Raw genomic sequence first — 25,706 nt, 5'->3', positions numbered from 1 at the left:
GAGCTGCAAGAATGGCCCAAGCGCTGCGATATCCAGCCCGTATTGTCAGCGCGACCGCAAATATCATTGTTGCAGGCAAATAGCCGGCGAAGGGAACGACAGTGGCATAAGCGATAAACCACAACGCGTACTCAAATGAAGCGACCCACAACCCGACCTCATGCCAACGTCCGTGCAAACGTTCCGACAGGGCAGACCCCAGCAAATGCAGCGCCGCAAAAACCGTCATGCCGCCAAGGGAAACCGCTGGCCAAAAGCGCGGTTGGGCAAACAGCTTGCCTCCATTGCGCCATGCGGTCTGGTCTGCCAATTGCGACAGCAGAAGGGCCGAGACAATGAGCGCAAACCAAGCGAACACGATGTCACCCGGCCTGCGATAGCGCTTAAAGAGAGCTTGTAGCGTTTTGATGCGCGACATTGGGTTTCCGTGAGTGAAAGGAAAAAATGGCCGGACATATGTGCCGGCCATGATGAAACTGCTTATTCAGACAGCATGCTTTCGATGCGCCCCATGGTTTCGATGTCTTTCTGGATCTGATCAACCACCTCTGCGGCGGGCTGCCAGTACACCTGCGCTCCAGTTTCCGCCGCCAGCTTTTGGGCTCGATCAGACATCATCGTCTTTTCAGCAACCGCGATGATTTTGTCCCGCGCCTCTTGTGGCGTGTCCTTGTGAACAAACAGCCCGTTCCAAAGTGCGACATCCAGATCAGGCGCCAACTCTGCAACCGTCGGAGTGTTGGCTGTCAGATTAATGCGTTCAGAACCAATGGAGGCCAATACACTCACCTCATCAAGACAGGGTAGGATCAACTGAAGAGTGGTATTGATCACATCAACATCACCGGACGCGAGCGTGTTACAATCAAGCGCGTCAAAGGCCGCGTCCGAGGCGTAAGAAAAACCCATTTCCTTTGCCAGCCCCATTGTCACCTGGGTCGGCACCAAAGGTGCGCCAAAGTGGCCGAGGACAACATCATTGTCTTTCGCGTGCTCTGCCAATTCAGACATTGTTGCGTAGGGTGCATTGGCCCCTGTGGCGATCACAAACGGATAGGTCAGGAAATTTCCCAGCGGGACAAAAGGATCAGGGTTCAGATCCGGTATGCCGATCTGTGGACCCACTACCGGGATCGCTATGAGGAAGGATCCAACGGTGTAGCCATCCGCCGGCGCATTTGCCACTTCAATCGCTCCGGGAAAAGGGCCGCCGCCGCCGCCAGGCTTGTTCACAACAGCCGTCGGCACACCATAGGCCTCAGAGAAATCCTCCGCGATCATTCGGGTCAGTACATCTTCCAGATCACCGGGCGGCCAGGGAACGACAAACTCAACCGGCTTCTCAGGGTATTCAGCCTGAGCGCTGCCAGAGACCGCGGCCAACGCCAGCGCCACGGCGGTCATAGACTTTGCAAATTTAAACATCTTCGCCTCCCTATTGGTTCATATATTGAACCTCTGTTTCGCAAAAAAGGTTGCCTTAACAATTATAATCTGTCAATTTATTTTTGAGACCGCCAAGAAAGTCCTTACAAAATGTCCTCCGCAACCAAAGCTCTGACGCTTCTTTCTTACTTTTCGACAGCCCGTCCTGAAATCGGCCTGTCGCAGCTTTGCCGCATCGCCGAGCGGGACAAGGCGACCACATACCGACAGCTTCAAGCGCTTGAATCTGTCGGGTTTATTGAACAAAATCCGGCGACCAAGCAGTATCGCCTCGGGCCTGCCTTGATGCAATTGGCCCAAGTGCGAGAGGCGACGGTCCCTCGTAAAGACGGCGCAAAAACGGTTCTTCGCACTCTGGCAGACAGAACGGGAGAGACCGCCCATGTGACCGTTCTGTCAGGCACGACTCTTTACGGATTGTGCGAATGCGAATCCCCGCACCACGGGACACGAGCCGTGATCGACATCAACACCTTCCCCCTGCATGCCACAGCTTCTGGAGTGTGTGCACTGGCGTTCGGCCCGTCAAATCTGCACGCCGTCGCTCTCGAAAACCTTGATGAGTTTACAGCAAATACTCCTACGACAGAGGCCAAACTCTCGGAGCTCATCGAGGCGGTTCGCGAAACAGGGATCAGTCATTCCGATCAATGTTACGAGATTGAAATTCAAGGCATTGCAGCGCCGATTTTTGATCACACCGGACATCTGGCGGGTGCTGTCGCGGTGGCCTGTGTCGCTTCGCGCTTCACCCCAGAGCTGGCACACACCATCAAAACCGAATTGCTCATTGCGGCTCGGGACATCACGCACAATTGGGGGGGGACTATCCCGCGCCCCATAGAGCAGTCCTGGGCCAAATCCCTCACAAAAGTGACCGAACAGGAAACCGCTTCATGAAAGACTCAAACTTCCTGAAAGAACACAATGGCCGCCTGATGTGGCACCCGATGACCTCTCCGCAAGACAGCATCGACCAGCCGCCAAAAATCATCACCGAGGCAGACGGCGTTTCGATCGTGGATCTAGACGGGCATCGCGTCATCGATGGTGTCGGTGGTCTGTGGAACGTGAACCTCGGATACTCCTGCCAGCCGGTCAAAGACGCCATTGCACAGCAGCTCGACACACTGCCCTACTACTCGACCTTTCGCGGAACCTCCAACGACGCCGCCATTGAACTGTCCTACGAGCTGAAAGAATTCTTTGCCCCGGACGGGTTGTCCCGCGCCTTCTTCACCTCAGGCGGGTCAGATAGCGTCGAAACCTCGCTGCGCCTTGCGCGCCAATACCACAAACTGCGTGGTGAGCACGGACGCACCAAGTTCCTGAGCCTCAAAAAAGGCTATCACGGCACCCATATCGGTGGCGCCTCCGTTAACGGAAATGCCAATTTCCGAAACGCCTACGAGCCGCTTTTGCCAGGGTGTTTCCACATCCCAGTGCCATACACCTATCGCAACCCCTTCAATGAGACGGACCCGGAAAAGCTCGCACAACTGTGCCTGCAATCCCTGGAAGACGAAATCGCATTTCAGGGCGCAAACACAATCGCCGCCATGATCATGGAGCCCATTCTGGGCGCCGGCGGCGTGATCCCACCACATCCGTCTTTCGCACCGGCTGTTCAGGACATCTGCAACCGCAACGGCATCCTGCTGATCACCGACGAAGTCATCACCGCTTATGGCCGAACAGGTGCTTGGTCCGGAGCACGCCTTTGGGGCATCCAGCCTGACATGATGGCCACAGCCAAGGCCATCACCAATGGTTACTTTCCATTTGGCGCCGTGATGCTGGGCGACCGCATGGTTGAGGTTTTTGAAGGCAACCCTGCAGCCAAAATCGGGCATGGCTATACCTATTCCGGCCACCCGGTCGGAGCAGCCGCCGCGCTGGCCTGTCTGGCGGAGACCAAACGCCTAAACGTGGTTGAAAACGCGGCCGCGCGTGGCACGCAGCTGTTTGAAGGCTGCAAAGCGCTGATGGAAAAGCATGACATCATCGGTGATGTGCGCGGCGGATACGGCCTGATGACCGCCATCGAAATGGTCAGCGACCGCACCACCAAAAAACCGATTGACGGCGCGACGGCTGCCAAGGTGCAGGATACGGCCTACCGGTCAGGCGCCATGGTGCGTGTCTCCGGTCCCAACCTGATCCTGTCACCACCACTGGTGCTGTCGCAAACCGGCGCCGCCACAATCCTTTCCGCGCTTGACGCCGGTTTCGCCGCAACCTGATAGGCCCCAAGATGACAGCTAATTATGTTGCCCTTTTGGGCACAAAGGGCGGGCCATCGGTTCGCACCGGCTCCTCTATGCCGACTTCAAATCTGGTTGTGCTCGATGGCCAACAGATTGTCTTGGATTGCGCCTTGGGTGTAACCCGCGGATTGGTGGATCAGGGCATGGATCTCAAAACTCTGTCGACCATTCTGATCAGCCACTTGCATTCAGATCACTATCTCGAACTTGGCCCGCTTATTCACACGGCGTGGTGCTCCGGGTTGACCACGCCCGTCGATGTCTATGGCCCAAAGGGCCTGCAAGATTACTGGGACGGGTTCGTCGCATCCATGAAAGCCGACATTGACCTGCGCATTGTCGATGACGGCCGCGATGATCTGCGCGATTTTGTGCGCATCCACGCGATCGACGCGGGCACAGTGCTTACCCGCAACGGCCTGACCATCACGGCAATCCGAACCGAACATCCCCCACTGATCGACAGCTTTGCCTTCTCGTTCAAAACCAGCGGTACCCATGTCGTCTTTTCCGGCGACACCGCCCCTCTCAAATCCCTCGAAGAGTTTGCACTCGGCGCGGATTTGCTGATCCATGAAGCGATGCTGAAATCCGCTTTGCCATCCCTTTTGGAGCGCATTGGGAATGGCTCAGAGAAGCTGATGCAGCACTGGCTGCGGTCTCATACATTTGCACATGATGCCGCCATCACAGCAACGAACGCAGGCGTCAAACGCTTGGCTTTGTCGCACTTGATCCCGTCGGACGACCCCACTTTTGGGCCGTCCGACTGGCAAGCGGCATGCGCCCCCCACTACGACGGCAAACTCATTGTCGGTCACGATGGTTTAAGGATCGATCTATAGGGCGCGGCATTTCCTAACAAGACGGGCTCAAATGGCCCGTCCGTAGATAGTCGTTTTCTACATCGCCGCCACAAGCCATAGCGAAAGCCACGGAACTGTTATCAACAATGTCAGTCGGACAATGTCGGCGTACCAGAACGGCAGGACACCCTTAAAAATCGTTCCCAAGGACACATCTTTGAGGACAGATTTGAGGACAAAAACATTCATGCCAACGGGTGGGGTGATCAGGCTGATCTCGGTGACCACAACAACCACAATTGCGAACCAGATCAATGCCATTTCAGGGTCCTGAAGCAGCTCATTGGCAAACGGCAATTCGTACATCAGCGGATAAAACACCGGAACCGTGAGCAACACCATCGACAGGCTCTCAAGCACACATCCCAAGATCATGTAGATGATCATAATCACAAGAATGACTGCCCAGACTGGCATTTCCAAATCAAGAACCAACATCGCCAGAGCATCTGGCAATCCGGCAAAGTTGACAAAATTGGAAAACAGCTCTGCCCCGATCACCACTGCAAAAATCATGGCGGTTGCGCGCACACTATCAAACGTTGCTGTCAGGAAGTCGCGCCAAGTCATGGTGCGCAGCCCAATGGCAATCAAAACAGAGGCGCCCGCCCCCATGCCTGCGGCCTCGGTTGGGGTGAAAAACCCGCCGTAAATGCCAATCATAATAAACAGGAACAGGCCCAGTACGCAGAATACACCAACAACATCGGCGCGGGTCATGGGCTCACGTTCAGAGACGACGTCAGGCGCCAGATCAGGTTTGATCCAAACCGCAACCTTGACGGCCACCAGATAGAGGATAACGCCCAAGATACCGGGGACCACGCCAGCAATGAAAAGCTTGGCAATGTTGGTTTCGGTCAGAAGCCCATAGATGATCAGGATCACCGAAGGCGGGATCAGAATGCCAAGCGTACCGCCTGCCGCAATCGATCCCGTTGCGAGGCGGTCATCGTAGCCAAATTTGCGCATCGAGGGCATTGCGACTTTGGACATTGTGGCGGCAGTTGCAAGCGAGGAGCCGCACACTGCGGAAAACCCACCGCAAGAGAAAACTGACGCCATGGCCAATCCACCACGGGTGCGCCCAAACAGGCGATCCGCAGCGGCAAACAGACCGTGTGCCACCCCAGATCCAGCCAGCACATTGCCCATAAAAATGAACAGCGGAATAACCGAGAGACTATAAGACAGGGCAGAGTCAAAAGCGATTTGACCGGTCATCGCCCACGCCGGTTGCCACCCCCGCATGAGTGCAAAGCCAATTCCGCCAACAGCTGCCATGGCAAAGGCAATGGGCACACGCACAAGGATCAGTCCAAGCAGAACGGCAAAACCAATGAGAGATTCAAGCATTGTCGTCCCTTACGTCTTGATCAAAGTCGCGAGGCGGTTCAATGCCGCGCGTAAAGGCAATAAAGGCGCTGACCAAACAGGAGAAAGCGGCCAAATAGCCAAAAGGAGCCAGCGGAATGTTGAGCGCATTTGTGACCGCGCCGTCCTGTGCAGCGGAGAAGGCATGCGCCGCCAAGCGCCAGGCAAATGTTGCCAGAAGGGCTGCGGAAAACAGTCCGGCAAAGGCAGAGAGATAGCGCTGAGATGGACCGCGCAGAACCACATTTATGAGATCAACCTCGATGTGCTCTTTGCGTTCGGTGGTCAAAGGCAGCGCCGCGAAAACAAGCGCTGCCAATAAGAGTTCAGTGATCTCAAAGGCGCCGCTGAGCGGGGACGAGAAGAAGTATCGCCCCACCACATCAACGCAGGTCACCAAGATCAGACTAAACAGAATGAGAGCGGCCCCGATACCCAGAGTGTTCTGGAGAAGTTGGCCAATGTCCAAACTGTCCTCGTTGCTTTTGAACCTCTGTCGGAACCGCTCCATCGCTTAGTACTCCACGCCGGTTTGGGCGCGCAGGTCCTTCAGAGCCGCAGCCCCATCAAACCCATCTTCAGCGATCGCCTGAGCCCATGTATTTTCATGCACGGCCGCTTTGGATTTGATGGTTTCCAGCAAGGTCGCAGGGGCGTCGGTGATTTCGATGCCTGCTTCGTTGATCGCAACCAGCGCGGCTTCGTCTGCCGCATTCCAAGCAGCGCCCACGCGCTCTGCAAAAGCTGCGCCCGAGATTGCCTCGATGGCAGTGCGGTCTGCTTCGGAAATGCCGTCCCATGCGCCTTCGTTCATGACGAGGAACCAAGTGGTGTTATAGAGACCGCCAGGCACCCGCATGGTGTATTTCAAATCATCGGTCAGCTTGAAAGCGGTCAAGGCCTCGTAGGTGAACGTCACACCATCGATCACGCCGCGCGACAGTTTTTCAAAAACTTCGCCAGACGACATAAACAGCGTTTCCGCACCCAGATCTGACATCAGGTCTGCGATGTAGCCGCCGGGAACCCGAATTTTCAGCCCCTCGAGATCGGAGGCTGCGGTTACTGGGCGGACGTTGTTGTGCAAAACACCTGGGCCGTGCACAAACAGACCCAGCAGTTTCACGCCTTCGTGCTCTGCCTGAGCATCGAGCGCGCCGGAGTAGACGTTCCAGAATGCGGTGGAACCGGAAACGGCGTCATCACCCAGGAAGGAAAACTGACCAATGCGGGAGCGTTCAAAGCGGTTGTCTTTGGTGAAAGAGTGCAGGCCATATGTGATGTCTGCAATTCCATCGGCGGCCATGTCGTAATGGGCCGGAGGGGCGCCAAGAGGCTTGGACAGGACGCGGACTTTCACACGTCCTTCGGTGACGTCAGACACCTCTTGTGCCCAAGGCTTGATCGCATTCACGACAATAGGGTGGCGTGGTGGCAGCCAGCTGGACAGGGCCAGCGTATCAGCAAACGCAGCAGTTGATGTTAGCAAGCTGGCGCCAACAACGGCACCGGCAATCACTTTACCAAGCGTGGTGGATGTGAGTCTCATAGTGTTTCCTCCCTTTGAGATTTCAGTTGGGCGTGCAACGGCCCTGTGGCGGGGTGGTCAACTTTGCAGCTGTTCCCACATTTCGAGGTCGCGTTTGTCTGTCCAGATGCGGGGCGTGTCGATGCCACGCGCCTCGTCGTAGGCGCGGTTCACATTGAACGGCAGACAGTGCTCGTAGATGGCGTAGTCTTTGAATTTGGGATCACAGGCGTCGCGCACCGCATCCCAAGCTTCTTTCAAAGAGCCGCCACGCGCGGCCACTTTGGCTGCAGGCTGATACGTGCTTTGTACAAAATCACGGGTGCTTGTGATGGCGCGCTCAACGGCATCTTTACCAATCAAAGCTCCGCCGCGGCCCGGTGCAATGGCATCCACATCGTAGGCGGCGATGTTGTCCAGCGTTTGTCCCCAGTCGCCAAAGTGACCGTCACCGCAATAACAAGCGGAATGATCTTCGACGATGTCACCGGTGAACATGACATTCTGATCAGGCACATGGATAACGGCGTCGCCAGCGGTATGGGCGCGGCCGATGTGTTTGATGTCGACGCGGCGGTTGCCAAGATACACAGTCATGCTGTCGCTGAACGTCGTGGTGGGCCATGTCAGGCCGGGGATGCTTTCGTGGCCTTCAAACAGGCGCGGGAAGCGTTGAAACTCGCTGTCCCAATCTTCTTGACCGCGTTCAACAACCATTGAGCGGGCCACATCAGACATGATGATCTGCGAAGCGCCAAAGGCTGAGGCCCCCAGCACCCGCACGGCATGATAGTGGGTCAGAACCACATGCGAAATTGGCTTATCGGTAACAGAGCGCACACATTCGATGACCTTATTTGCCAAACGCGGCGTGGCTTGGGCCTCGACAATCATGACGCTGTCATCGCCAATGATCACACCGGAGTTTGGATCACCTTCGGCGGTAAAGGCGTAGAGCCCCTCGCCAATTTCATCAAAGGTGATGGTCTTTTCGGTCATGTCGCCTTGGGATGCGAATGCTTTTGCCATTTTGATATCTCCTGAACCCGCAACCGGTCTGGCGGGGAATTGCTGTGTCAGTTGCGTGTGAACGGGTCGTCGAGCGCAGGCAGAATTTCGCCCGCGCAATCGCCGAATCCGATGGTGAAACCGTCACCCATGGCGTTGGCGCGAAGGGTCATCGTGTCGCCGTCTTCGATGAAGGTTCGGGTTTCACCGTTGTCCAGCGCGAACGGTTCGCGTCCTGCCCAACTCAACTCCATAAGTGAGCCAAATTCGCTTTTGTTCGGACCAGAAATTGTGCCAGAGCCAAGGAGGTCGCCGGCGTTCATGCCGCAGCCACCAACCGCATGGTGTGTCAGTTGTTGGGCTGCGGAATAGTACAAGCGATTGTAGTTGGTTGTGGCGACAACGCTGGCCTGATCCGTAGATTTGGGCTGCATCAGAACCTGAAGTTCGATGTCATAGAGGCCTGGCTTGCTTTCGCTCAGGTACGGCAACAGCTCTTTGGTGCGAGGTGGCACCTCGGTGCGGAAAGGCTCCAATGCGTCTTTGGTCACGATCCAAGGGCTGATCGAGGTGCCAAAAGCTTTGCCTTGAAACGGACCAAGCGGTTGATACTCCCAGCCTTGAATATCGCGTGCCGACCAATCGTTCAGCAACACATAGCCAAAGATCATGTCATCCGCTTGCGCAGTTGTGATTGGCGCCCCCATTTCGCAGGGCGTGCCAACAATGGCGCCCATTTCCAGCTCGATATCAAGCCGTTTACATGGACCAAAGGAAGGCATAGCGGCGTCTGGTGCCTTGGTCTGGCCAAGCGGGCGGCGAATGGGCGTTCCTGACACCACAACAGAGGATGCTCGCCCGTTGTACCCGATGGGAATGTGCAACCAGTTGGGGGGCAGCTCCGGCCCGCCGCGTAGGATAGACCCCATGTTCTCCGCGTGTTGGCGGCCCGCGTAAAAGTCGGTGTATTCGCGAACCTGGAAAGGCATGTGCAGAGTGGCGCCAGCGGCGATGACCAGACAGGCCTCAGCCGCAGCTTGTTCGGTGGAGCCTGCGCCTAGGATTTCTGTCAGTCGAGCCCGAAGGGCGGCCCATGTTTGTGGTCCCGCCTCCATAATTCCGTTCCAGTAAGGCACGTCAAACAGAGCGTCTTCGCCGAGCACCAGAAGGCCCGCTGCCTCGGCAGCCTGACAATCCAGGATCAAGTCACCAATGGCGACACCGCAACGTGGTTCCTGGTCTCCGATGGAGAACACACCGTAGGGCAAATTGTTCAAGGGAAACGGATGATCGGCCGCGTTGGCGGTCTCCACCCAAGATTTCAAAAGAGGCATTTACGACTCCGTATCGCAGAAAAGGGGCAAAGGGCTGGCGCGCTGGTTTGCGGTGACACTAGAGACACGCGCTTTGCGCCAGCAGACCGAAAGACAGACGGGAGGCCGGAATTCTGTTTGGTATTTGTCATCAAATCCTCCCGGCGAGGCGACTCTCAGGAATTGGAGTTGCACTTGGGGGCACTATTTGTTTCATATGCAACGAAGTCAACAATTTTTATTGCATATGCAACGAACATGCTTCTTCAATGGAGAGGGAACAGAGGATTGAACATGCCAAACACGCTGCCAGACTTCGATTTAGAGCGCTATTTGCCCTATCGTTTCACAGTGTTGGCTGCGCGGTTGAGTGCGGAGCTTGCAAAAAGCTACAAGAACGATTTTGGTATCTCGATGCCAGAGTGGCGCGTCTTGTTGAATGTCGGATACAGTGAAAACCCTTCGATTCGAGACATCGAAAGACGTGTCAGTCTCGAAAAGTCCAAGGTGAGCCGCGCGGCAGCAAAGCTTGAGGCGAAGGGGTATATCACCAAGGAAACCGACAACAGCGACCGGCGTTTACTCAAGTTGGCGTTGACCAAACAGGGCGCGGAGTTGCTCAGCGCGTTGATCCCGATTGCCCGATCCTTTCAGGCACAGTTGGACGAAATTCTCGGGGCTCATGAAGGCGATTTGCAACACGCCTTGGATTTATTGACGGAAAAATTAGATGATTAAGCTTTATGATTATTGGCGGTCCTCCGCCAGCTATCGGGTGCGCATCGTGCTGGGTTTGGCGGATATGCAATGGGACACGCAGCCGGTCAATTTGCTTGAGGCAGAGCAACGTTCGGAGGCCCATCTCGCCCGAAACCCTCAGGGGTTGGTGCCGGTTCTAGAGGTGGATGGACACAGCCTAACCCAGTCGCTCGCACAGATTGAATATCTTGATGAGACCCGAAAACTGGGTCTTTTGCCGGCAACCGCGATCGGGCGTGCCGAAGTTCGGGCACTCTCCTACGCCATTGCGATGGAGACCCACCCGGTGTGCAATCTCAACGTCGTGAGGTGGGCCGTAGCGAACTCCGACAACAAAATCACAATGGAAGGCTGGATGCGCCATTTCATCACGCAGGGCTTGGATGCCTATGAGGGGATGGTCTCAGGCGGGGCATATTCATATGGCGAAAGCGTCTCGATGGCCGATGTGTGCCTGCGACCACAGATATACAATGCCGAACGTTGGGGCGTGGATCTTGGAGCCTATCCCAACATTGCTCGCATCCACGCGACTCTTGATGCCATTCCGGCATTTCAGCACGCCCATCCAGATGAAACACCACAGGGCTAAAGCAGTCTTGCCCTAGCCGGCATTGGTTGTGTTGGCTTTGGCGTGGTGTTCAACAGCTTGCTCCAGGGCTTTCAATCCTTGTTTGAGAGCGTCCAAATCCTCGCCCCTCATGTTTTGAAGAATCGATTCGGAACGGCTCTCAACTTGTGGAAACACGTCGCCAAAAAGGCTAAGTCCCGCCTCCGAACAGGTGTACAGGCGCAATCGGCGGTCGGTTTCGTCCACTGATCGACTGATCAATCCCTTGTCTTGAAGGCGTGTTGCCGCTCGGCTGACCTGTACTTTGTCCAGCGTTGTACGTTGGGTCAGTTCAAGCGACGTCAGCTGCCCTGCGTCCGCAAGCAAGAGCAGTAAGCGCCATTCCTCACGGGATAATCCGTAGGTTCGCCCGTATACTTCTACCAGTTTTCGAGAGAACAATTCCGCCGTCGACGCAAGCAAATACGGAAAATAGGTCTCGAGGTTCATAAGTAGTTTCCTTTCACGTCCAGAATAAATTGTTGCATGTGCAACGAATTGATCTGGATCAAGCCAAAATTTTGTGCATGATGATTATCATTGCAAATGCAACGATTCTGGAGGAGATCGAAATGAACGTACAAAACTTGAAATTGGACCAGATCCATCACGTCGCCTACCGCTGCAAAGATGCCAAGGAGACTGTAGAGTTTTATACCAAGATGCTGAACATGGAATTTGTGTTGGCCATTGCCGAAGACAAGGTTCCCTCAACGCATGAACCCGATCCCTACATGCACCTCTTTCTTGACGCCGGAAATGGCAACGTGCTGGCGTTTTTTGAATTGCCAACCAAACCAGAGATGGGCCGCGACCCAAACACGCCAATTTGGGTGCAGCATATTGCGTTCAAGGTCAAAGATCGGGCCACCCTTCTGGGCTTTAAAGAGCACCTGGAAGCGCAGGGTGTGGATGTCCTTGGCGTCACGGATCACTCGATCTTTCATTCGATCTATTTCTTTGATCCAAGCGGTCACCGTGTTGAATTGGCCTGCCCAGATCCAAAAGAGGCGGAAATGCTTGAGCGCCTGGATGCTGTCAAATGGGACATGTTGGAAGAATGGTCGCGCACCAAGAAAGCCCCGCAACACGCCGATTGGTTGCACGCCAAAGAGCTGGGGAAAGAGTGATGCTGAACACCTACGACTTTCCGGAATTTGACTACGTTCAATCTGATGAACAGGTCTCTGGCGCGGTTGAGCGCCACAGCGTAGTCATTGTTGGTGCAGGCCCCATGGGCCTCACTGCAGCACTCGATTTTGCTGCGCGCGGGCTAAAGGTTGTTGTGCTTGATGACAACAACACTGTGTCAGTTGGTTCGCGCGCGGTATGCTATGCCAAGCGTCCGCTAGAAATCTGGGACCGCCTTGGCGTTGCTCAAAAGATGCTGGACAAGGGCATCGAGTGGAAGTTGGGCCGCGTGTTTTTCCGCGATCAGGAGGTTTATCAGTTTGACCTCTTGCCTGAGGATGGCCACAAAATCCCGGCATTCATCAATTTGCAGCAGTATTATCTTGAAGAATACATGGTTGAAGCGTGCAACCAGCACCCATCCATTGATCTGCGCTGGAAACACAAAGTGGTCTCTCTCAGCCAGCACGATGACCATGTCGAGATGGCGGTGGAAACCCCGGACGGCATCTTCCAGATGGAAGCGGAATGGCTGGTTGCCTGTGATGGGGCAAATTCTGACACCCGCCGGATGGTGGGCGCCGACTTCACAGGACACTTCTTTCAGGATCGGTTCCTCATTGCTGACATCGTAATGAAAGCGGATTTCCCTACCGAGCGTTGGTTCTGGTTTGATCCCGACTTCCACCGTGGTCAGTCTGCACTATTGCACAAGCAATCTGACGACGTTTGGCGGTTGGATTTTCAATTGGGGTGGGACAGTGACCCCGAGGTTGAAAAGCGACCAGAAAACATCATTCCACGGGTCAAAGCGATGATTGGTGAAGATGTGGACTTTGAACTTGAATGGGCATCCGTCTATCAGTTCGCCTGTCGACGTATTGATGACTTCCGCTTTGGTCGCGTGCTATTTGCTGGCGACGCCGCACACCAAGTTTCCCCTTTTGGGGCCCGTGGCGCAAACACGGGTGTTCAGGATATCGACAACCTGTCCTGGAAGCTGGCGGCGGTGATCCGTGGCGAAGCGCCAATTGCATTGCTTGACACCTATAACACCGAGCGGGCCTTTGCTGCCGATGACAACCTGATGAATTCAACCCGATCAACCGACTTCATCACCCCCAAGAACGGCGCTTCAAAGCGGTTCCGCAATGCCGTGCTTGATTTGGCGAAGAAAGCCAAATTTGCCCAGCCTTTGGTCAACTCTGGTCGCTTGTCGACGCCGACCCCTTATGTCGACAGCCCGTTGAACACAGATGACTCTGATGACTGGGCAGGTCAGATGCGACCCGGCACCTGTGCGGCTGATGCGCCTGTATCCAAAGATGGCAAGCCTGGATGGTTGCTCGAGGAACTCTCTGATGGATTCACATTGCTGGCGCTTGGTGTTGATGTCAGCCTCGTCGACGCAGGTGTCTTTACACCGAAGGTATTGAGCCTTGGCGTGGATTTTGAAGACAGCGAAGGGCTGATTTCGCAACGGTACGATGCAAGCGAGGGTGCGCTGTATCTGATCCGGCCTGACCAACATATCGCGGCCCGCTGGCGCAGTTTCGATGCTGGTGCGGTGAAAGCAGCTATTTCAAAAGCAACCGGAGGTCCAATCTGATGAGTTTGATTCTAACCCCCAATATCGAGTCCCCTGACGACTTCTACGAAGTCCTCACAGAGGCACAGCGGGAGATGACCGACGAGCAAGCAAATGACATGAATGCACGTCTAGTGTTGATCCTTGCCAACCAGATCGGCACGTTGAGCCGCCTCAAAGAAGCGATTGCACTATCGCAATAATTATTGGGGTTTGTCTAAGCACTGGGGCTCAGCGATATGCTGGGCCTCCGTTGGTTTGGCCTTTCGGCGGCCTGTAAGACGTCAGCGCTTAAGGGGCCAAATCTGTCCGATATTTATCGCAACAACGTCACCAACCTCACCGAGGAGTTCAGCAGCACAGACACCAAAGCCGAAGCGACAACCCTCATCCGCTCGCTGATTGAAGAGGTTCGTCTGGCACCAATCTCCAACGGCGCCTTGGACATTGATTAGGCTGGTGAATTGGCTGGTTTGTTTACCCTGGTTGCGGGAGCTCGCAAACATCGTTGCCGAACACAATTAAAATGTAGAGTTTTCCATTAAATCCGAAATATAGGAATGAGACGGCGCCGCGTTGACTATTCGCGACGTCGTAATTTGAGAACGCTTGATCCATGTGGACCTTAACGCGCCAGATCTGCAGGTCTGAAGCCAGCTTTCCATGGCAATTCTTGGGAGAATGCCCAGCCTCTTCAAACCATTCCCTCCGATCGCACTCAGTTTGGTTTCTTACCACTCGCCCTCTTGGGCATTTCTCTCAGTTTATGGAAAAACACATAGAGGGCCGGAATGAACACAATGCCGATAGTCGCCGCAAACAGCATCCCCCCCGCAACGGGCGTACCGATACTGCGGCGCGTCAACATCGAGGCCCCCTCAGCGACAACCAAGGGTCCAAGACCCGCGATAAACGCGAGGCTGGTCATCATCACAGCGCGGAACCGGGTGCGGGCGCCGTCAATGGCGGCATCAATCACATCCATCCCGCCCTTTCGCCTGTCTTCGGCAAACTCAACGATCAGAATGGCATTCTTGGCCGCCAGTGCAATGAGCACAATGATCCCGATCTGCGAATACAGCCCAAAATCCAAGCCAGAGATCAGAAGCGCGCCCAATGCCCCGCATAGGCCAAAGACAACGGACAGCAGCACTGGGACCGGGATCATCCAGCTTTCGTAGAGGCCGACGAGGAACAGATAGGCAAACACAATTGCCATGGCGAGGATCGCGCTTGTTTGGCCACTGGCCAAGATTTCCTGAAGCGACGTCGCAGTCCATTCAAACCCATAGTTCTCTGGCAGCGTGTCTGCCGAAATTTCGTCCATCGCAACGAGGGTTGTTCCGCTGGACAAACCTGGAGCCGGTGATCCGGTGACTGCAATTGTCCGGTAATTGTTGTAACGCCCAATTGAAGCCGGTCCCGTTCTGAATTCAACTTTGGCAACAGAAGAAACGGGCACCATTTGACCGGACTTGTTGCGAACATTTATCCGTCCAATATCATCAATGTTGTCTCGATCAGCGGCCTGGGCTTGCAATCGGACCTGCCACGAGCGGCCATAGATATTGAAATCGTTGACGTAAATTGTCCCAAGAGTGCCAGACAAAGCTGAGAACAGATCATTTACGGACACGCCCAACGCCTGCAAGCGGTCCCGATCAAGATCGAGATAGAGCTGCGGAGTATTTGCAGAGAACGTCGTGAAGACCTGCTGAAGCCGCGGGTCGCTATTGGCGCTAATGACCAGGCCGCGGGCCGTGGCAGCGAGATCCTGGATGTCGCCGCCGCCGAGATCCAACAGCTGATAGGCAAAGCCGGCGGTTGTTCCAAGCCCTTGAATGGGGGGCAAATTGAACGCAATCACGTCTGCTTCACGAATTGCTGCGCCTTCGGCCATTGCCGTGGCGATCCCGGTGAACACGTTTTGACGGGGATCTGTGCGTTGGTCGAAGTCTTTCATCGACACAATTACAAAGCCGGAATTTGGTATCTCGTTTTGTTCAAGAATGCTGTAGCCGGACACGGTTGCCACGCTTTCAACACCATCAATCTTACCAACAATTTCCTGCACCTTTTCCAGGGTCTTATCAGTTCGATTGAGCGAGGCCGCGTCTGGCAGGCGAACTTCCATGAAAAACGCGCCCTGATCCTCAAACGGCAGGAACCCTTTGGACGTGATCTTTGCAACAAATCCAACCGACACAATGCCAAGAGCCAAAAACAATATCGCCAGCAATGAGCGCCGAGCAAAAAAGGCCGCAATCCAACCGTAGCCGTCCCTGCCTTGGTCGATTTTGCGTGAGACCCAGGCCATCATCCCACGGTCTTTGTCAGGCCGATGCCTGAGAAACAGCGCGCATAGTGCCGGGCTTAGCGTCAGTGCAGAGATCGCGGAGATCACCATGGCCACAGATACCACCAAGGCAAATTGCCGATACAACTCGCCCGGCAGTCCCGGCACAAAAGCGATTGGCACAAATACGGAAAGCAGAACCAATGTCACCGCAACAATTGCGCTGGTGATTTCGCCCATGGCTTGGATCGTTGCATCGGCGGGGGATTTGTCCGGGTTTTCTTCCAAAATGCGCTCGACGTTTTCGACAACAACAATGGCGTCGTCCACCACGATCCCAATCGCAAGGACCAGTGCCAGAAGGGTCACGCTGTTGAGCGAAAACCCAAATGCCAGAACAAATGCCAAGGTGCCGACAAGAGCCACTGGAATTACGATCAAGGGGATCAAGGTTGCGCGAAGGCTGCCAAGGAACAGGAAAACAACGATAACCACCAGAATAAAGGCTTCGAACAGCGTCTTGATGACCTCTCGCACACTGTCCTTGACGAAGGTTGTTGAGTCATAGGGGATGTCGTGGCTTAGGCCGGTGGGAAACTTTACCGACAACTCATCCAGCTTGGCCTTAATTGCATCTGCGGTCTTCAAGGCGTTGGCACCGGGCGCTTGATAGATACCGATCAGCGCCGTGGGCTGGCCATTGTATTCGGATGCGGCATCATAGTCTTCTGCCCCCAGCTCGACCCGCGCAATATCCCGAATCCGAACTAACGATCCGTCGTCTTCGGCGCGAACAACGATGTTTTCGAAATCTGATACATTCTGGAGCCGCCCCTGAGTGGTCAGGTTAAGCTGCAGGATGGGATCATCCGTCATTGGTTGTGCACCAATCCTGCCAATGGCCGCCTGCACATTCTGATCCTTCAGCGCTCCTGCGACGTCCAGGGGGGACATTTTTAATTGTGTCAGCCTGTCCACATCCAGAAAAATCCGCATGGAGTAGTCTCTGGGCGCAAATAGTTTGGCGTCCCCAACGCCATCGATCCGCTTGATGGGGTCGATGATGTTGATCTGCGAGTAGTTGGACAGGAACAGCCCATCCAGAGCATCGTTGTCCGTTGCCGTCACCGCTATGGCCATCAGCAGTGACGTCGATGTCTTGCTGACACTGACACCAAGCTGGCGCACCGAATCCGGCAAACCCGCGGTTGCCAAGGCCACCCGGTTTTGCACATTGACGGCATTGATATCCGGGTCAGTTCTCAAATCGAATGTGATGTTTAAAACATAGGTGCCGTTCGAGCCACTGGTCGAGCTCATGTATAACATGTCGTCGACGCCGTTGACCCGATCTTCAATGATCTGAGCAACCGAGTTTTCAACCACATCCGCACTGGCACCCGGATAATATGCGCTTACCGTGACCTGAGGAGGCACAATGTCAGGGAACAAGGCAACGGGCAGGCGGGTCATCGCGATGAGGCCAGCAAGCGTCAATACAATCGAGATGACAGCCGCCAATCTGGGGCGACGAACGAAGACCTCGGAAATCATGATCCGTTATCGCGCTTCAGTGCTGCGTCGACCGTTATGCCCGGCCGGGCCTTGTTGACCCCTTCGGTGATCACTTTGGTGCCTTCCGACAGACCAGCGGTGACTTCTACGCGCCCACCGGTGATCTCGCCCACCTTCACATCCGCCCTTGCAACCATTCCGTCTGCGTCAACGGTCAATACGTACGCTCCAACCATGTCGCGCTGGATCGCTTGAAGAGGCACTGTCAGCAGGTTTTCTGCTGCTGTTTCGGACAGGTGAATTGCAACCAACTCGCCGTCTCTCAAACGATGGTCTGGATTGTCAAAAACGGCCCTTACCGACACAGTGTCCGTGCTTTGACTGACGGCGCTGTCTACAAAGTCAATGGTGCCTTCGCGATCGTAACGCGCCCCGTCCGGAAGCCCGATTGTGACCGAAATCAGCGCCGCGTCATTGTCAGATTGGCTATGGATTTTCTGGTATTCGGCTAAAATAGAGGTCGACACCTGAAATTCGGCATAGATCGGATCAAGCTGGGTCAACGTGGTCAACACGCCACTTTGCGGGCTCACAAAAGCGCCAACATCAACGCTCGACAGCCCAAGGATACCATCAAATGGCGCCTGAACTTGCGCATATCCCAACTGAATTTCTGCCTGACCCAACGCACCCTGTAGTTGCTTAACATTGCCTTCAGTTTGCGCAAGTTGCGCCACCGCTTCGTCCAAACTGGTTTGCGGGTCATCCCCGCGTTCAACCAGTTTCTGTATTCGAATTTTGTTGATATTGGCGAGGTTTTGTTGGGCGACACCGGAGGCAAGAGCACCTTGAGCTTGTTGCACAGACGCCAAATAAGTGTCGTCTTCTATCTGATAAAGAGCATCGCCTTTACTGACGATATCACCCGGCTCAAAGCCTTGTTCTTCAAGATAGCCAGAAACTCTGGCCACAATTTCAACGCGACCAAAGGCTTTCATCTGACCAGTGAAACTGCGAGATCGGTTAATCGCCGTGGTTGCTGCGGGTTCAACAACCACAGCTGGAAGATTGGGTTTCGTCGTGGTTGAGGTGCCTTGAGCAAAGCAACTCTGTGCCGTCAGCCCAACTGTCGCTGTTAACAGGAATATACTTTGCGCAGAGCGCGCGAACCAAACGGCTTTTTGCATATCTATTCAAGCACCTTTAATCCACGGCCTTGGGATATCGATTAGTCAAAAAACCTATTTTTCCCTGGCGCGTTGTTAAGAATCCAAACTATCGCAGTATCAAGTTTGTAAGCCATAACACCCATTCCACAAATGAATTTTTGGATTCAATATGGGGGGAATTCAGCTGTTGTGTGTAGGAAATGCAATTTGAAGCGCAAACTTGCTGAACTTTTTGAAACCCACGATAGCAAGATCTTGGTCTTGACAACCTAAGCAACCAGAGCCTCAAATTGCACGGAGTCGTACTCTGGCGTGTAATTTATTCACTGCACTCGATCAGGCATTTTGGTCCGGGCTACGTTTACAATATTCTTTATTATTTCGTTAGGAAGCAAATCGATGGCATTGAACAGAGATCACAGCGCGGAATCCGAAACCATTGACGAGTTGTATGGATCCGACGATTTGAGCGGAACAGCGCCAAAATTCAAATTTCCAGAGCAAGAACTCGACCCCCGGCATGCCTATGCACTGGTGCATGACGAATTAATGCTGGATGGCAATGCCCGCCAGAACCTCGCAACCTTCTGTCAGACTTGGGAAGAACCAGAAGTGCACAAGTTGATGGACGAGTGCATCGACAAGAACATGATCGACAAAGACGAGTATCCACAGACCGCCGAGATCGAAGCGCGCTGTGTAAACCTGCTGGCCGACCTTTGGCATTCTCCGGAAGCGAAACACACCATCGGATGCTCCACCACCGGATCATCTGAGGCAGCTATGCTGGGCGGTTTGGCCCTGAAATGGCGATGGCGCGACAAGATGCGCGCGCAAGGGAAACCAACTGACAAGCCAAACATCATCACAGGTCCTGTTCAGATCTGCTGGCACAAATTTGCCCGTTATTTTGACGTGGAAATCCGCGAAATCCCACTCGAGGGAGACCGTCTGCTGATGACGCCTGACGAAGTACTGAACAGGGTAGACGAAAACACAATTGGGGTGGTGCCAACCCTTGGTGTAACCTTCACTTGCCAGTATGAACCGGTGAAAGCCGTCAGCGACGCCTTGGACATGCTTCAGGCCGATACCGGGCTCGACATACCGATTCATGTGGACGGCGCCTCAGGCGCATTTCTGGCGCCGTTCTGCGCACCGGGCATCGAGTGGGATTTCCGGCTGCCACGGGTGAAATCCATCAACGCATCCGGGCACAAATTCGGACTTGCGCCGCTGGGAGTCGGATGGGTGGTGTGGCGCCACAAAGAGGATTTGCCCGAGGATCTGGTGTTTAACGTCAACTATCTTGGTGGCAACATGCCCACCTTTGCACTGAATTTCTCGCGGCCCGGCGGACAAATCGTTGCGCAGTACTATAACTTCCTGCGGTTGGGACACGAAGGCTACCGCAAGATCCACACCGCCTGCTACGACACGGCTCAGTTCATTACCCGCGAAATTGAAAAGTTGGGTCCATTCAAAGTGCTTTATGATGGCGACATGCAAGAAGGCATCCCCGCGTTGTGTTGGACCTTAAAAGAAGATGCGGCAACCACCGGCTTTAATCTATACGATCTCGCGGACCGATTGCGGATGCGAGGTTGGCAGGTTCCGGCCTATTCGATGCCCGCCAACCGTGAGGATTTGGTGATACAGCGGATATTGGTGCGCCATGGGGTCAGCCGCGATTTGGGGGCTCTTCTGGTGGAAGACATCAAACGCTGTATGGAGCATTTTGCAGAGCACCCGATTGCGGTGTCGCTCAGTGCAGAGGAAGCCAGTTGTTACCACCACTAACCGTTGTGCGGTCGCCAAACATGATTTTGGTGTCACCCTTAAGCCGCTAAGGCCACAAGGCTGGTGCCCTAATTTTCGGAGCATTACATGTCACGTCCTTTTACTTTTTCGCCGTTTCAAGGCCTTGCAGTTCTTCTGTCTGTTATCCTGACTCCCGGTTTCGTCTTCGCACAATCCAATGATGCGACGGCGCCAGAAGGCGCTATTGGCAATGTTTTCAGCTTTTTTGAGCCTATTGCCGAAACCGGTTTGCACGGTTTCTTTGTGCTGCTGGGAGATCAGCCCATCGTGTTCTTGCTGTTGTCGTTGGCCATTGGTTACCCACTCGGCCGGCTCAGTTTTGCGGGCATTTCCCTTGGGTCGACGGCCGGAGTGCTGATTGCTGCAGTGGCCCTGTCGATGATTGCACAGTCCGGGTTTGGGCTGACTTATTCGATCCCCTCGATCCTCTCGAGCGTCTTCTTATTGTTCTTCATGTATGCGCTGGGTCTGAAAGTCGGGCCGCAGTTTTTCTCCGGCCTTCGCTCCGGTGCACTGGCGTTCCTGGTGATTTCTTTTGTGGTCTGGGGTCTCAACTGGCTGATTTGCGTGGTCGGCGCCGATCTGGCGGGGCTGGATCCGGGGTATGCTGCCGGGCTGATCTCTGGCAGCTACACCATCACAGCCGTCATGGGAGTGGCACAAAGCGCGATTGACAGCGGCGCCTACCAAGTGCCGGCTGATATGACCGCAGAGCAGGTGGGGGCCAACATTGCGGCCGGCTATGCCATCAGCTACATCCTCTCCAGCATCGGCATCATTCTGGTGATCCGCTATCTGCCTCAAATGATGGGCCATGATCCCGCGGCGGACGCCCGCACTGCTGAGATTGAGTTTAGCGGGGGCGACGAGACCGCTCTTCCCGGCACTGCTGATGCGTTGGTGCTGGGTTTTTCTCCCTATGATCTGCGCGCTTACCGAGTGGAGCATGCCGAGTTTGTCGGACAAACAATAGGTGACCTTGCGCAACGCCATCGCGAAGCGCCGGTTTTGCGGGTGATGCGGGACAATGCCGCCTTAGACATGAGTGATAGCTTACGGCTTGCCGAGGGAGACATTGTGACAGTGCGCGGAGACGTGCACGAGCTTATCCTCGAGGGTACTGGAATGATTGGTCCCGAAGTTGCGGATGCCGCGGCACGCGAGGTGCCGCTCGAGGCAGCCGACATTCGGGTCGGTTCACATGAGGTGTCCGGCAAAACTTTGGCTGAGATCGCGCAGAAGGGCGGTTACGGCGTACAGCTGTCGGCGCTGTTTCGGGGTGGACAGGCTATACCAATTGGGCCCAATACCGACGTTCGATTTGGCGATGTGTTGCGGTTGACCGGACCGGACGTGGCCATTCAGAAAGCTGCAAAAGCCTTGGGTGGGCGGCCTATATTGGACTCAACCGTGACCGAGGTGACCTACATGGCAATTGCTATGGCAATTGGCTATCTGGTTGGAATTCTCAGTGTGACAGTTGCGGGTATTCCGATTGCCCTGGGCACATCTGCCGGCTGCTTGCTGATGGGAATCTTTGTTAGCTATTTTCGCAGTCGCAACCCTTCTCTCGGCGGACCCGTCAGCGAAGGTGCACGTAGCTTTTTGCAAGACATCGGCCTGAACATGTTCGTGGCTGTTTTGGGCGCAAACGTTGGCCCCAAGGTGATTTCAGCTTTGGGCGGCGATACGGTCATCTGGTTGGCGCTGATCGGCACAGCTGCGGCACTTGTACCAGTTGTTGTTGCGTTCTTTATCGCAGATAAGGTGTTTCGACTGAATTCTGTGATCAATGATGGCGCATGTACCGGTGCGCGGAATTCCACCCCCGGCCTGAATGCCATTGTCGACCAATCAGGAAGTACGATTGCAGCGGTTGCATTCCCTTTAACGTACGCCATCACAACAGTTCTCGCCTTGTTCGGAGGATATATCGCGATGGTAATTTCCTGATGGGTCTTTGTTTCCCCTGCCCGAAACCTTTGTTGATTGAGCAAGGGAAAGAATTGCAGAAGGTCAATGCCCGCTCAATCGCGCGTCGCCTCAAGCGCCAAAGATCCATTCAGGCATAATCAGCCCCACCCAATTTTCTCAGTTTGAATGCTAGTGCATGATTGACTGGGGTTCCCTCAGAACGCGTTTTTTGGTGGTTGTGGGCAGTGGCCTGTGAATATGTACGGATTTGCGGCAAATAGCGGCAGGAATTTACGATTTTTGCAAGCCACCCTGATGGTCACTATGCGCAGGAAGTGTGCTTTGCAAAGTCTTGGCTGCCACCCCGAAGCAGGCGTCGGGCCAAACGGTAGCGACGCTTCGCATGAGCCCAATCCGGTCATTCACTGAATTCGCCGGATCACTTGGCTTCTAGCAGCGTCTTAGCTTGAGGCCAGATTTGGGTGTCACAACAAGTTGGTCACAGTTGGGGGCGAAGGCTTAAGCGTGTCTCACATCGGAAATTTGTTACCCGAAGTGTTTCTGTTATCGTAGGCACACAAAGTCCGTTCAGATGGAGAACCGATATGAAGCGTTGTCTTTTGGGTTTACTGACCTTGGCGGCAACTTCAACGTCTGCCTTTGCTCAAGAACTGGGGTTACTCACCTTACGTCGGACAGGACTTTCCAGATAACGTCTATTTTGGCGATACCCACGTTCACACCAACATCTCGTTTGACGCCTTCGGTGATGGTAACATTGATATGTCGGCCGAAGAGGCCTACCGATTTGCCAAAGGTGAGGAAATGACCGGCCATGACGGGGCGCCTGTGCGTATGTCCCGCCCCATTGATTTTTTGGTGTTGGCTGACCACGCAGAATACCTCGGCGTCATTCAGGGGGTTGCGGACGGCAACGAAATGTTGGTGTCGACAGAAGCAGGAGCCCGCTGGGCCACGTTGGCTGACGAAGGTCAGTTAGAGCAGGCTCTCGGTGAAATCGTGAACGATCTGGCGACCAACACAAGCCGCGATCTCGGAGACGGCTTTTCCAAAACTGTGTGGCAGGACGTGATTGATTCCGCGGAACAGCACAACGACCCCGGTAAGTTCACAGCGCTTATCGGCTACGAATGGACGTCGTCTCCTGATGGAGACAACATGCATCGGGTTGTCATTTTTCGAGATGACGCCGCGCAAGTGTCGCAAACAATTCCTTTCAGTTCCTTTGACAGCCCATCACCCGAAGATTTGTGGAAATACTTGCAAAGCTATGAGGAAGGTACCGGTGGGCGGGTGATGTCCATTCCACATAATGGCAACATGTCTGCTGGCCGGATGTTCCAGCTTTCCACTTATGATGGGGGTGAATTGTCTCCTGCTTATGCCGAGACACGCATGCGTTGGGAGCCGCTGGTGGAAACCACCCAAATCAAGGGCGACAGTGAAACCCACCCTGCACTTTCTCCGGACGACGAGTTCGCCGATTTTGAAAGTTGGGATAAAGGCAACTTCGGGCTCCGCCGGACCACACCGGAACTGATGAAAACAGAGTACAGCCGGTCAGCCCTGAAACTCGGCCTCGCGCAAGAAGCTGAGCTTGGCGTCAACCCGTTCAAGTTCGGTATGATTGGCGCGACAGATTCACATACAAGCTGGTCCAACGCCGAGGAAGACAACTACCTCGGAAAATATGCGACGGCGTCGCCCGATCCAGATCGCTGGGACAAGAAGTTTCCGCCGCCCACGGTTCCAGGAATTCTTTTCCAATACGAAGAGTGGCAGAGTTCCCAGTCCGGATATGCCGCTGTATGGGCGCGCGAAAACACACGCGAAGCTTTGTGGGACGCTATGGAGCGAAAAGAGGTTTATGCGACCACCGGCCCGCGCATGAAGGTTCGTTTTTTTGGCGGTTGGGATTATGTCGCCAAGGACGCGAAACGGCATAACATTGCAGCCGTTGGCTATGGCAAAGGCGTTCCGATGGGGGGCGATCTTCCCGATACTGACGGCGCATCCTCCCCTAGCTTTCTGATCTCTGCCCTACGTGATCCAGACGGAGCAAACCTTGATCGGGTTCAAGTCATCAAAGGGTGGCAGGATCAAGCAGGGAACCTACATGAACTGGTATACGATGTCGTGTGGGGGGGGCGACCGCGCAGTTCTCAACAATGGCAAGCTTGAACCCGTTGGCACGACAGTGGACCTCGAAACCGCAATCTACACAAATGCGATCGGTGCTGCTCACCTTAGCACCGTCTGGACCGACCCGGCCTTCAACCCTGAGGAAAGGGCGTTCTACTACGTCCGCGTTCTTGAGATTCCGACCCCTCGTTGGACTGCTTTTGACGAAGTTAGGTTTGGTTTCCAGATGGACAAGCGTGTAACGCGCGTTTTGCAAGACCGTGCCTATACATCGCCAATTTGGTACACACCGGATCAATAGGTTTCGGGATGTCGCCGGAGTATTGATCCTCTCGCAAGGTGTTCGCAAAATTCGAGTAGTGGAACCACTTCCGGCCCGCTTACAGGCTGGAAACCACCATCGTCTGCGTGCTCCACATTTGGAAGCTGTAGGCCGTATGCGCTCGCCTCAAGGCAAATTGACGTTACCCAGTCACGGACGAACCGCGCAAAGAGACGGGCTGAGATCGGCATGCGTTCGAAAAACCTGCCGGGCCAAAAAGTGTTCGGATCCCAACATCAGCAGGACCTGCATCCACTTCTCGATCGAGACGCGAGTGCCCTCGGTAATTTCGAAGCGGTTGGTTTGCCGCCTCTTGTATTGCAGTACCGATACGCGGTCATTGATCTGACCTAATACCATGACTTCGACGACCTTCATTTTGACCAGATCACAGCAGCGTAACTTTCTGTCGTTGGCCAAATTTTAGAGCGCTGACTCGCGACGGCTGTCGGTAATCCTTTCCAATTTAGTGGTGTTCAAGAGTTGAATTTTCTCGGCAAGATATCTCAGAAGAATTTTGATGAAGAACCGACGGTTTGGTGATGTGCAGATTATGTGCATCTTGTTGAGTCAGCGAACGGTAAACTTGATCATTCTGTTTGCCGTGCTGTGTCGC

At 54.5% G+C, this 25,706-nt stretch carries 22 protein-coding genes and 1 pseudogene; 12 read left to right on the top strand and 11 right to left on the bottom strand.

All coding sequences use genetic code 11. From position 1 onward, the window contains the following. Positions 1-418 (bottom strand): tripartite tricarboxylate transporter TctB family protein (locus tag QZ517_RS12390; RefSeq protein WP_294227240.1); only part of this gene is annotated, 418 nt, incomplete at its 3' end. Between the two features lie 62 nt (positions 419-480). Beyond that, entirely contained in the window at positions 481-1,425 is a 945-nt protein-coding gene (locus QZ517_RS12385; protein WP_294227238.1) for a tripartite tricarboxylate transporter substrate binding protein, read from the bottom strand. Positions 1,426-1,536: 111 nt separating this feature from the next. Between QZ517_RS12385 and QZ517_RS12380 the strand changes: the two genes are divergently transcribed. From QZ517_RS12380 to QZ517_RS12370, 3 genes are read left to right on the top strand one after another with little or no spacing between them, the layout of a single operon-like run. Further along, positions 1,537-2,346 (top strand): IclR family transcriptional regulator, encoded by an 810-nt coding sequence (locus QZ517_RS12380; protein ID WP_294227237.1) that lies wholly within the window; start codon positions 1,537-1,539, stop codon positions 2,344-2,346. Further along, on the top strand, positions 2,343-3,689 hold the full coding sequence (locus QZ517_RS12375; protein ID WP_294227235.1) for an aminotransferase class III-fold pyridoxal phosphate-dependent enzyme: 1,347 nt from the start codon (positions 2,343-2,345) through the stop codon (positions 3,687-3,689). Before QZ517_RS12380 ends, QZ517_RS12375 begins: the two co-directional genes overlap by 4 nt. An 11-nt stretch (positions 3,690-3,700) precedes the next feature. Further along, positions 3,701-4,558 (top strand): MBL fold metallo-hydrolase, encoded by an 858-nt coding sequence (locus QZ517_RS12370; protein ID WP_294227233.1) that lies wholly within the window; start codon positions 3,701-3,703, stop codon positions 4,556-4,558. Positions 4,559-4,615: 57 nt separating this feature from the next. Here QZ517_RS12370 and QZ517_RS12365 read toward each other — a convergent pair whose 3' ends face one another. Genes QZ517_RS12365 through fahA form a run of 5 tightly spaced genes read right to left on the bottom strand, consistent with a single transcriptional unit; the run spans position 4,616 to position 9,823 of the window. Further along, positions 4,616-5,935, bottom strand: a complete 1,320-nt coding sequence (locus QZ517_RS12365; protein WP_294227231.1) for a TRAP transporter large permease — start codon at positions 5,933-5,935, stop codon at positions 4,616-4,618. After that, positions 5,928-6,464, bottom strand: coding sequence for a TRAP transporter small permease (locus QZ517_RS12360; RefSeq protein ID WP_294227229.1), 537 nt, complete (start codon positions 6,462-6,464; stop codon positions 5,928-5,930). Before QZ517_RS12360 ends, QZ517_RS12365 begins: the two co-directional genes overlap by 8 nt. A gap of 3 nt (positions 6,465-6,467) precedes the next feature. Further along, a complete protein-coding gene (locus tag QZ517_RS12355) occupies positions 6,468-7,502 on the bottom strand; it encodes a TRAP transporter substrate-binding protein (RefSeq protein ID WP_294227227.1) in 1,035 nt (344 codons plus the stop codon). A 57-nt stretch (positions 7,503-7,559) separates the two neighbouring features. Beyond that, positions 7,560-8,510: an MBL fold metallo-hydrolase gene (locus tag QZ517_RS12350; protein ID WP_294227226.1), complete on the bottom strand. Its 951-nt coding sequence runs from the start codon at positions 8,508-8,510 to the stop codon at positions 7,560-7,562. 47 nt (positions 8,511-8,557) lie between these two features. Continuing rightward, a complete protein-coding gene (fahA, locus tag QZ517_RS12345; protein WP_294227224.1) occupies positions 8,558-9,823 on the bottom strand; it encodes a fumarylacetoacetase in 1,266 nt (421 codons plus the stop codon). 273 nt (positions 9,824-10,096) lie between these two features. On the opposite strand from fahA, the gene QZ517_RS12340 reads away from it, so the two are divergent. Together QZ517_RS12340 and maiA are read left to right on the top strand one after the other, a co-directional pair. Then, the gene (locus QZ517_RS12340; RefSeq protein WP_294227222.1) at positions 10,097-10,540 is read left to right on the top strand and encodes a MarR family transcriptional regulator; all 444 of its coding nucleotides are present in this window, start codon (positions 10,097-10,099) and stop codon (positions 10,538-10,540) included. Then, positions 10,533-11,153, top strand: a complete 621-nt coding sequence (gene maiA / locus QZ517_RS12335; RefSeq protein WP_294227220.1) for a maleylacetoacetate isomerase — start codon at positions 10,533-10,535, stop codon at positions 11,151-11,153. Before QZ517_RS12340 ends, maiA begins: the two co-directional genes overlap by 8 nt. Positions 11,154-11,165: 12 nt before the next feature. On the opposite strand, the gene QZ517_RS12330 is transcribed toward maiA, so the two are convergent. Continuing rightward, complete coding sequence (locus QZ517_RS12330; RefSeq protein ID WP_294227218.1) at positions 11,166-11,621, bottom strand: MarR family transcriptional regulator; 456 nt, start codon at positions 11,619-11,621, stop codon at positions 11,166-11,168. 137 nt (positions 11,622-11,758) lie between these two features. Here QZ517_RS12330 and QZ517_RS12325 point away from each other — a divergent pair, with 137 nt between their 5' ends. Genes QZ517_RS12325 through QZ517_RS12310 form a run of 4 tightly spaced genes read left to right on the top strand, consistent with a single transcriptional unit; the run spans position 11,759 to position 14,345 of the window. Further along, on the top strand, positions 11,759-12,301 hold the full coding sequence (locus QZ517_RS12325) for a VOC family protein (RefSeq protein WP_283427791.1): 543 nt from the start codon (positions 11,759-11,761) through the stop codon (positions 12,299-12,301). Beyond that, entirely contained in the window at positions 12,301-13,911 is a 1,611-nt protein-coding gene (locus tag QZ517_RS12320) for an FAD-dependent oxidoreductase (RefSeq protein WP_294227216.1), read from the top strand. The genes QZ517_RS12325 and QZ517_RS12320 overlap by 1 nt, the downstream gene beginning before the upstream one ends. Beyond that, complete coding sequence (locus QZ517_RS12315; protein WP_294227214.1) at positions 13,911-14,093, top strand: DUF2783 domain-containing protein; 183 nt, start codon at positions 13,911-13,913, stop codon at positions 14,091-14,093. Before QZ517_RS12320 ends, QZ517_RS12315 begins: the two co-directional genes overlap by 1 nt. A gap of 36 nt (positions 14,094-14,129) precedes the next feature. After that, positions 14,130-14,345: a hypothetical protein gene (locus QZ517_RS12310; protein WP_294227212.1), complete on the top strand. Its 216-nt coding sequence runs from the start codon at positions 14,130-14,132 to the stop codon at positions 14,343-14,345. A gap of 263 nt (positions 14,346-14,608) precedes the next feature. On the opposite strand, the gene QZ517_RS12305 is transcribed toward QZ517_RS12310, so the two are convergent. Next, on the bottom strand, positions 14,609-17,740 hold the full coding sequence (locus QZ517_RS12305) for an efflux RND transporter permease subunit (RefSeq protein WP_294227210.1): 3,132 nt from the start codon (positions 17,738-17,740) through the stop codon (positions 14,609-14,611). Further along, positions 17,737-18,888: an efflux RND transporter periplasmic adaptor subunit gene (locus QZ517_RS12300; protein ID WP_294227208.1), complete on the bottom strand. Its 1,152-nt coding sequence runs from the start codon at positions 18,886-18,888 to the stop codon at positions 17,737-17,739. The genes QZ517_RS12305 and QZ517_RS12300 overlap by 4 nt, the downstream gene beginning before the upstream one ends. A gap of 381 nt (positions 18,889-19,269) precedes the next feature. Here QZ517_RS12300 and QZ517_RS12295 point away from each other — a divergent pair, with 381 nt between their 5' ends. The 3 genes and pseudogenes from QZ517_RS12295 (at position 19,270) to QZ517_RS12285 (ending at position 25,069) form a co-directional block, all read left to right on the top strand. Then, positions 19,270-20,670 carry a glutamate decarboxylase gene (locus QZ517_RS12295; RefSeq protein ID WP_294227206.1) on the top strand — a complete coding sequence of 467 codons (1,401 nt, stop codon included), beginning with the start codon at positions 19,270-19,272 and terminating at the stop codon, positions 20,668-20,670. A gap of 87 nt (positions 20,671-20,757) precedes the next feature. After that, the gene (locus QZ517_RS12290) at positions 20,758-22,644 is read left to right on the top strand and encodes a TrkA C-terminal domain-containing protein (protein WP_294227203.1); all 1,887 of its coding nucleotides are present in this window, start codon (positions 20,758-20,760) and stop codon (positions 22,642-22,644) included. Between the two features lie 621 nt (positions 22,645-23,265). Further along, positions 23,266-25,069, top strand: a pseudogene (locus tag QZ517_RS12285) (DUF3604 domain-containing protein). Between the two features lie 171 nt (positions 25,070-25,240). Here the strand turns inward: QZ517_RS12285 and QZ517_RS12275 are convergent. Next, complete coding sequence (locus QZ517_RS12275) at positions 25,241-25,468, bottom strand: hypothetical protein (RefSeq protein WP_294227199.1); 228 nt, start codon at positions 25,466-25,468, stop codon at positions 25,241-25,243. Positions 25,469-25,706: the final 238 nt, after the last annotated feature.

This window comes from uncultured Shimia sp. (assembly GCF_913054185.1).
In the GTDB taxonomy this organism is placed as follows: Bacteria; Pseudomonadota; Alphaproteobacteria; order Rhodobacterales; family Rhodobacteraceae; genus Shimia.
Note: the sequence above shows the minus strand (reverse complement) of the source record. Positions and strands in the feature narration are given on the sequence as shown.

Bases quoted from the DNA above. Each gene is read 5' to 3' on its own strand.
- QZ517_RS12385 (WP_294227238.1), bottom strand. From the start codon at position 1,425: ATGTTTAAATTTGCAAAGTCTATGACCGCCGTGGCGCTGGCGTTGGCC.
- QZ517_RS12380 (WP_294227237.1), top strand. From the start codon at position 1,537: ATGTCCTCCGCAACCAAAGCTCTGACGCTTCTTTCTTACTTTTCGACA.
- QZ517_RS12375 (WP_294227235.1), top strand. From the start codon at position 2,343: ATGAAAGACTCAAACTTCCTGAAAGAACACAATGGCCGCCTGATGTGG.
- QZ517_RS12370 (WP_294227233.1), top strand. From the start codon at position 3,701: ATGACAGCTAATTATGTTGCCCTTTTGGGCACAAAGGGCGGGCCATCG.
- QZ517_RS12365 (WP_294227231.1), bottom strand. From the start codon at position 5,935: ATGCTTGAATCTCTCATTGGTTTTGCCGTTCTGCTTGGACTGATCCTT.
- QZ517_RS12360 (WP_294227229.1), bottom strand. From the start codon at position 6,464: ATGGAGCGGTTCCGACAGAGGTTCAAAAGCAACGAGGACAGTTTGGAC.
- QZ517_RS12355 (WP_294227227.1), bottom strand. From the start codon at position 7,502: ATGAGACTCACATCCACCACGCTTGGTAAAGTGATTGCCGGTGCCGTT.
- QZ517_RS12350 (WP_294227226.1), bottom strand. From the start codon at position 8,510: ATGGCAAAAGCATTCGCATCCCAAGGCGACATGACCGAAAAGACCATC.
- fahA (WP_294227224.1), bottom strand. From the start codon at position 9,823: ATGCCTCTTTTGAAATCTTGGGTGGAGACCGCCAACGCGGCCGATCAT.
- QZ517_RS12340 (WP_294227222.1), top strand. From the start codon at position 10,097: ATGCCAAACACGCTGCCAGACTTCGATTTAGAGCGCTATTTGCCCTAT.
- maiA (WP_294227220.1), top strand. From the start codon at position 10,533: ATGATTAAGCTTTATGATTATTGGCGGTCCTCCGCCAGCTATCGGGTG.
- QZ517_RS12330 (WP_294227218.1), bottom strand. From the start codon at position 11,621: ATGAACCTCGAGACCTATTTTCCGTATTTGCTTGCGTCGACGGCGGAA.
- QZ517_RS12320 (WP_294227216.1), top strand. From the start codon at position 12,301: ATGCTGAACACCTACGACTTTCCGGAATTTGACTACGTTCAATCTGAT.
- QZ517_RS12315 (WP_294227214.1), top strand. From the start codon at position 13,911: ATGAGTTTGATTCTAACCCCCAATATCGAGTCCCCTGACGACTTCTAC.
- QZ517_RS12310 (WP_294227212.1), top strand. From the start codon at position 14,130: ATGCTGGGCCTCCGTTGGTTTGGCCTTTCGGCGGCCTGTAAGACGTCA.
- QZ517_RS12305 (WP_294227210.1), bottom strand. From the start codon at position 17,740: ATGATTTCCGAGGTCTTCGTTCGTCGCCCCAGATTGGCGGCTGTCATC.
- QZ517_RS12300 (WP_294227208.1), bottom strand. From the start codon at position 18,888: ATGCAAAAAGCCGTTTGGTTCGCGCGCTCTGCGCAAAGTATATTCCTG.
- QZ517_RS12295 (WP_294227206.1), top strand. From the start codon at position 19,270: ATGGCATTGAACAGAGATCACAGCGCGGAATCCGAAACCATTGACGAG.
- QZ517_RS12290 (WP_294227203.1), top strand. From the start codon at position 20,758: ATGTCACGTCCTTTTACTTTTTCGCCGTTTCAAGGCCTTGCAGTTCTT.
- QZ517_RS12275 (WP_294227199.1), bottom strand. From the start codon at position 25,468: ATGAAGGTCGTCGAAGTCATGGTATTAGGTCAGATCAATGACCGCGTA.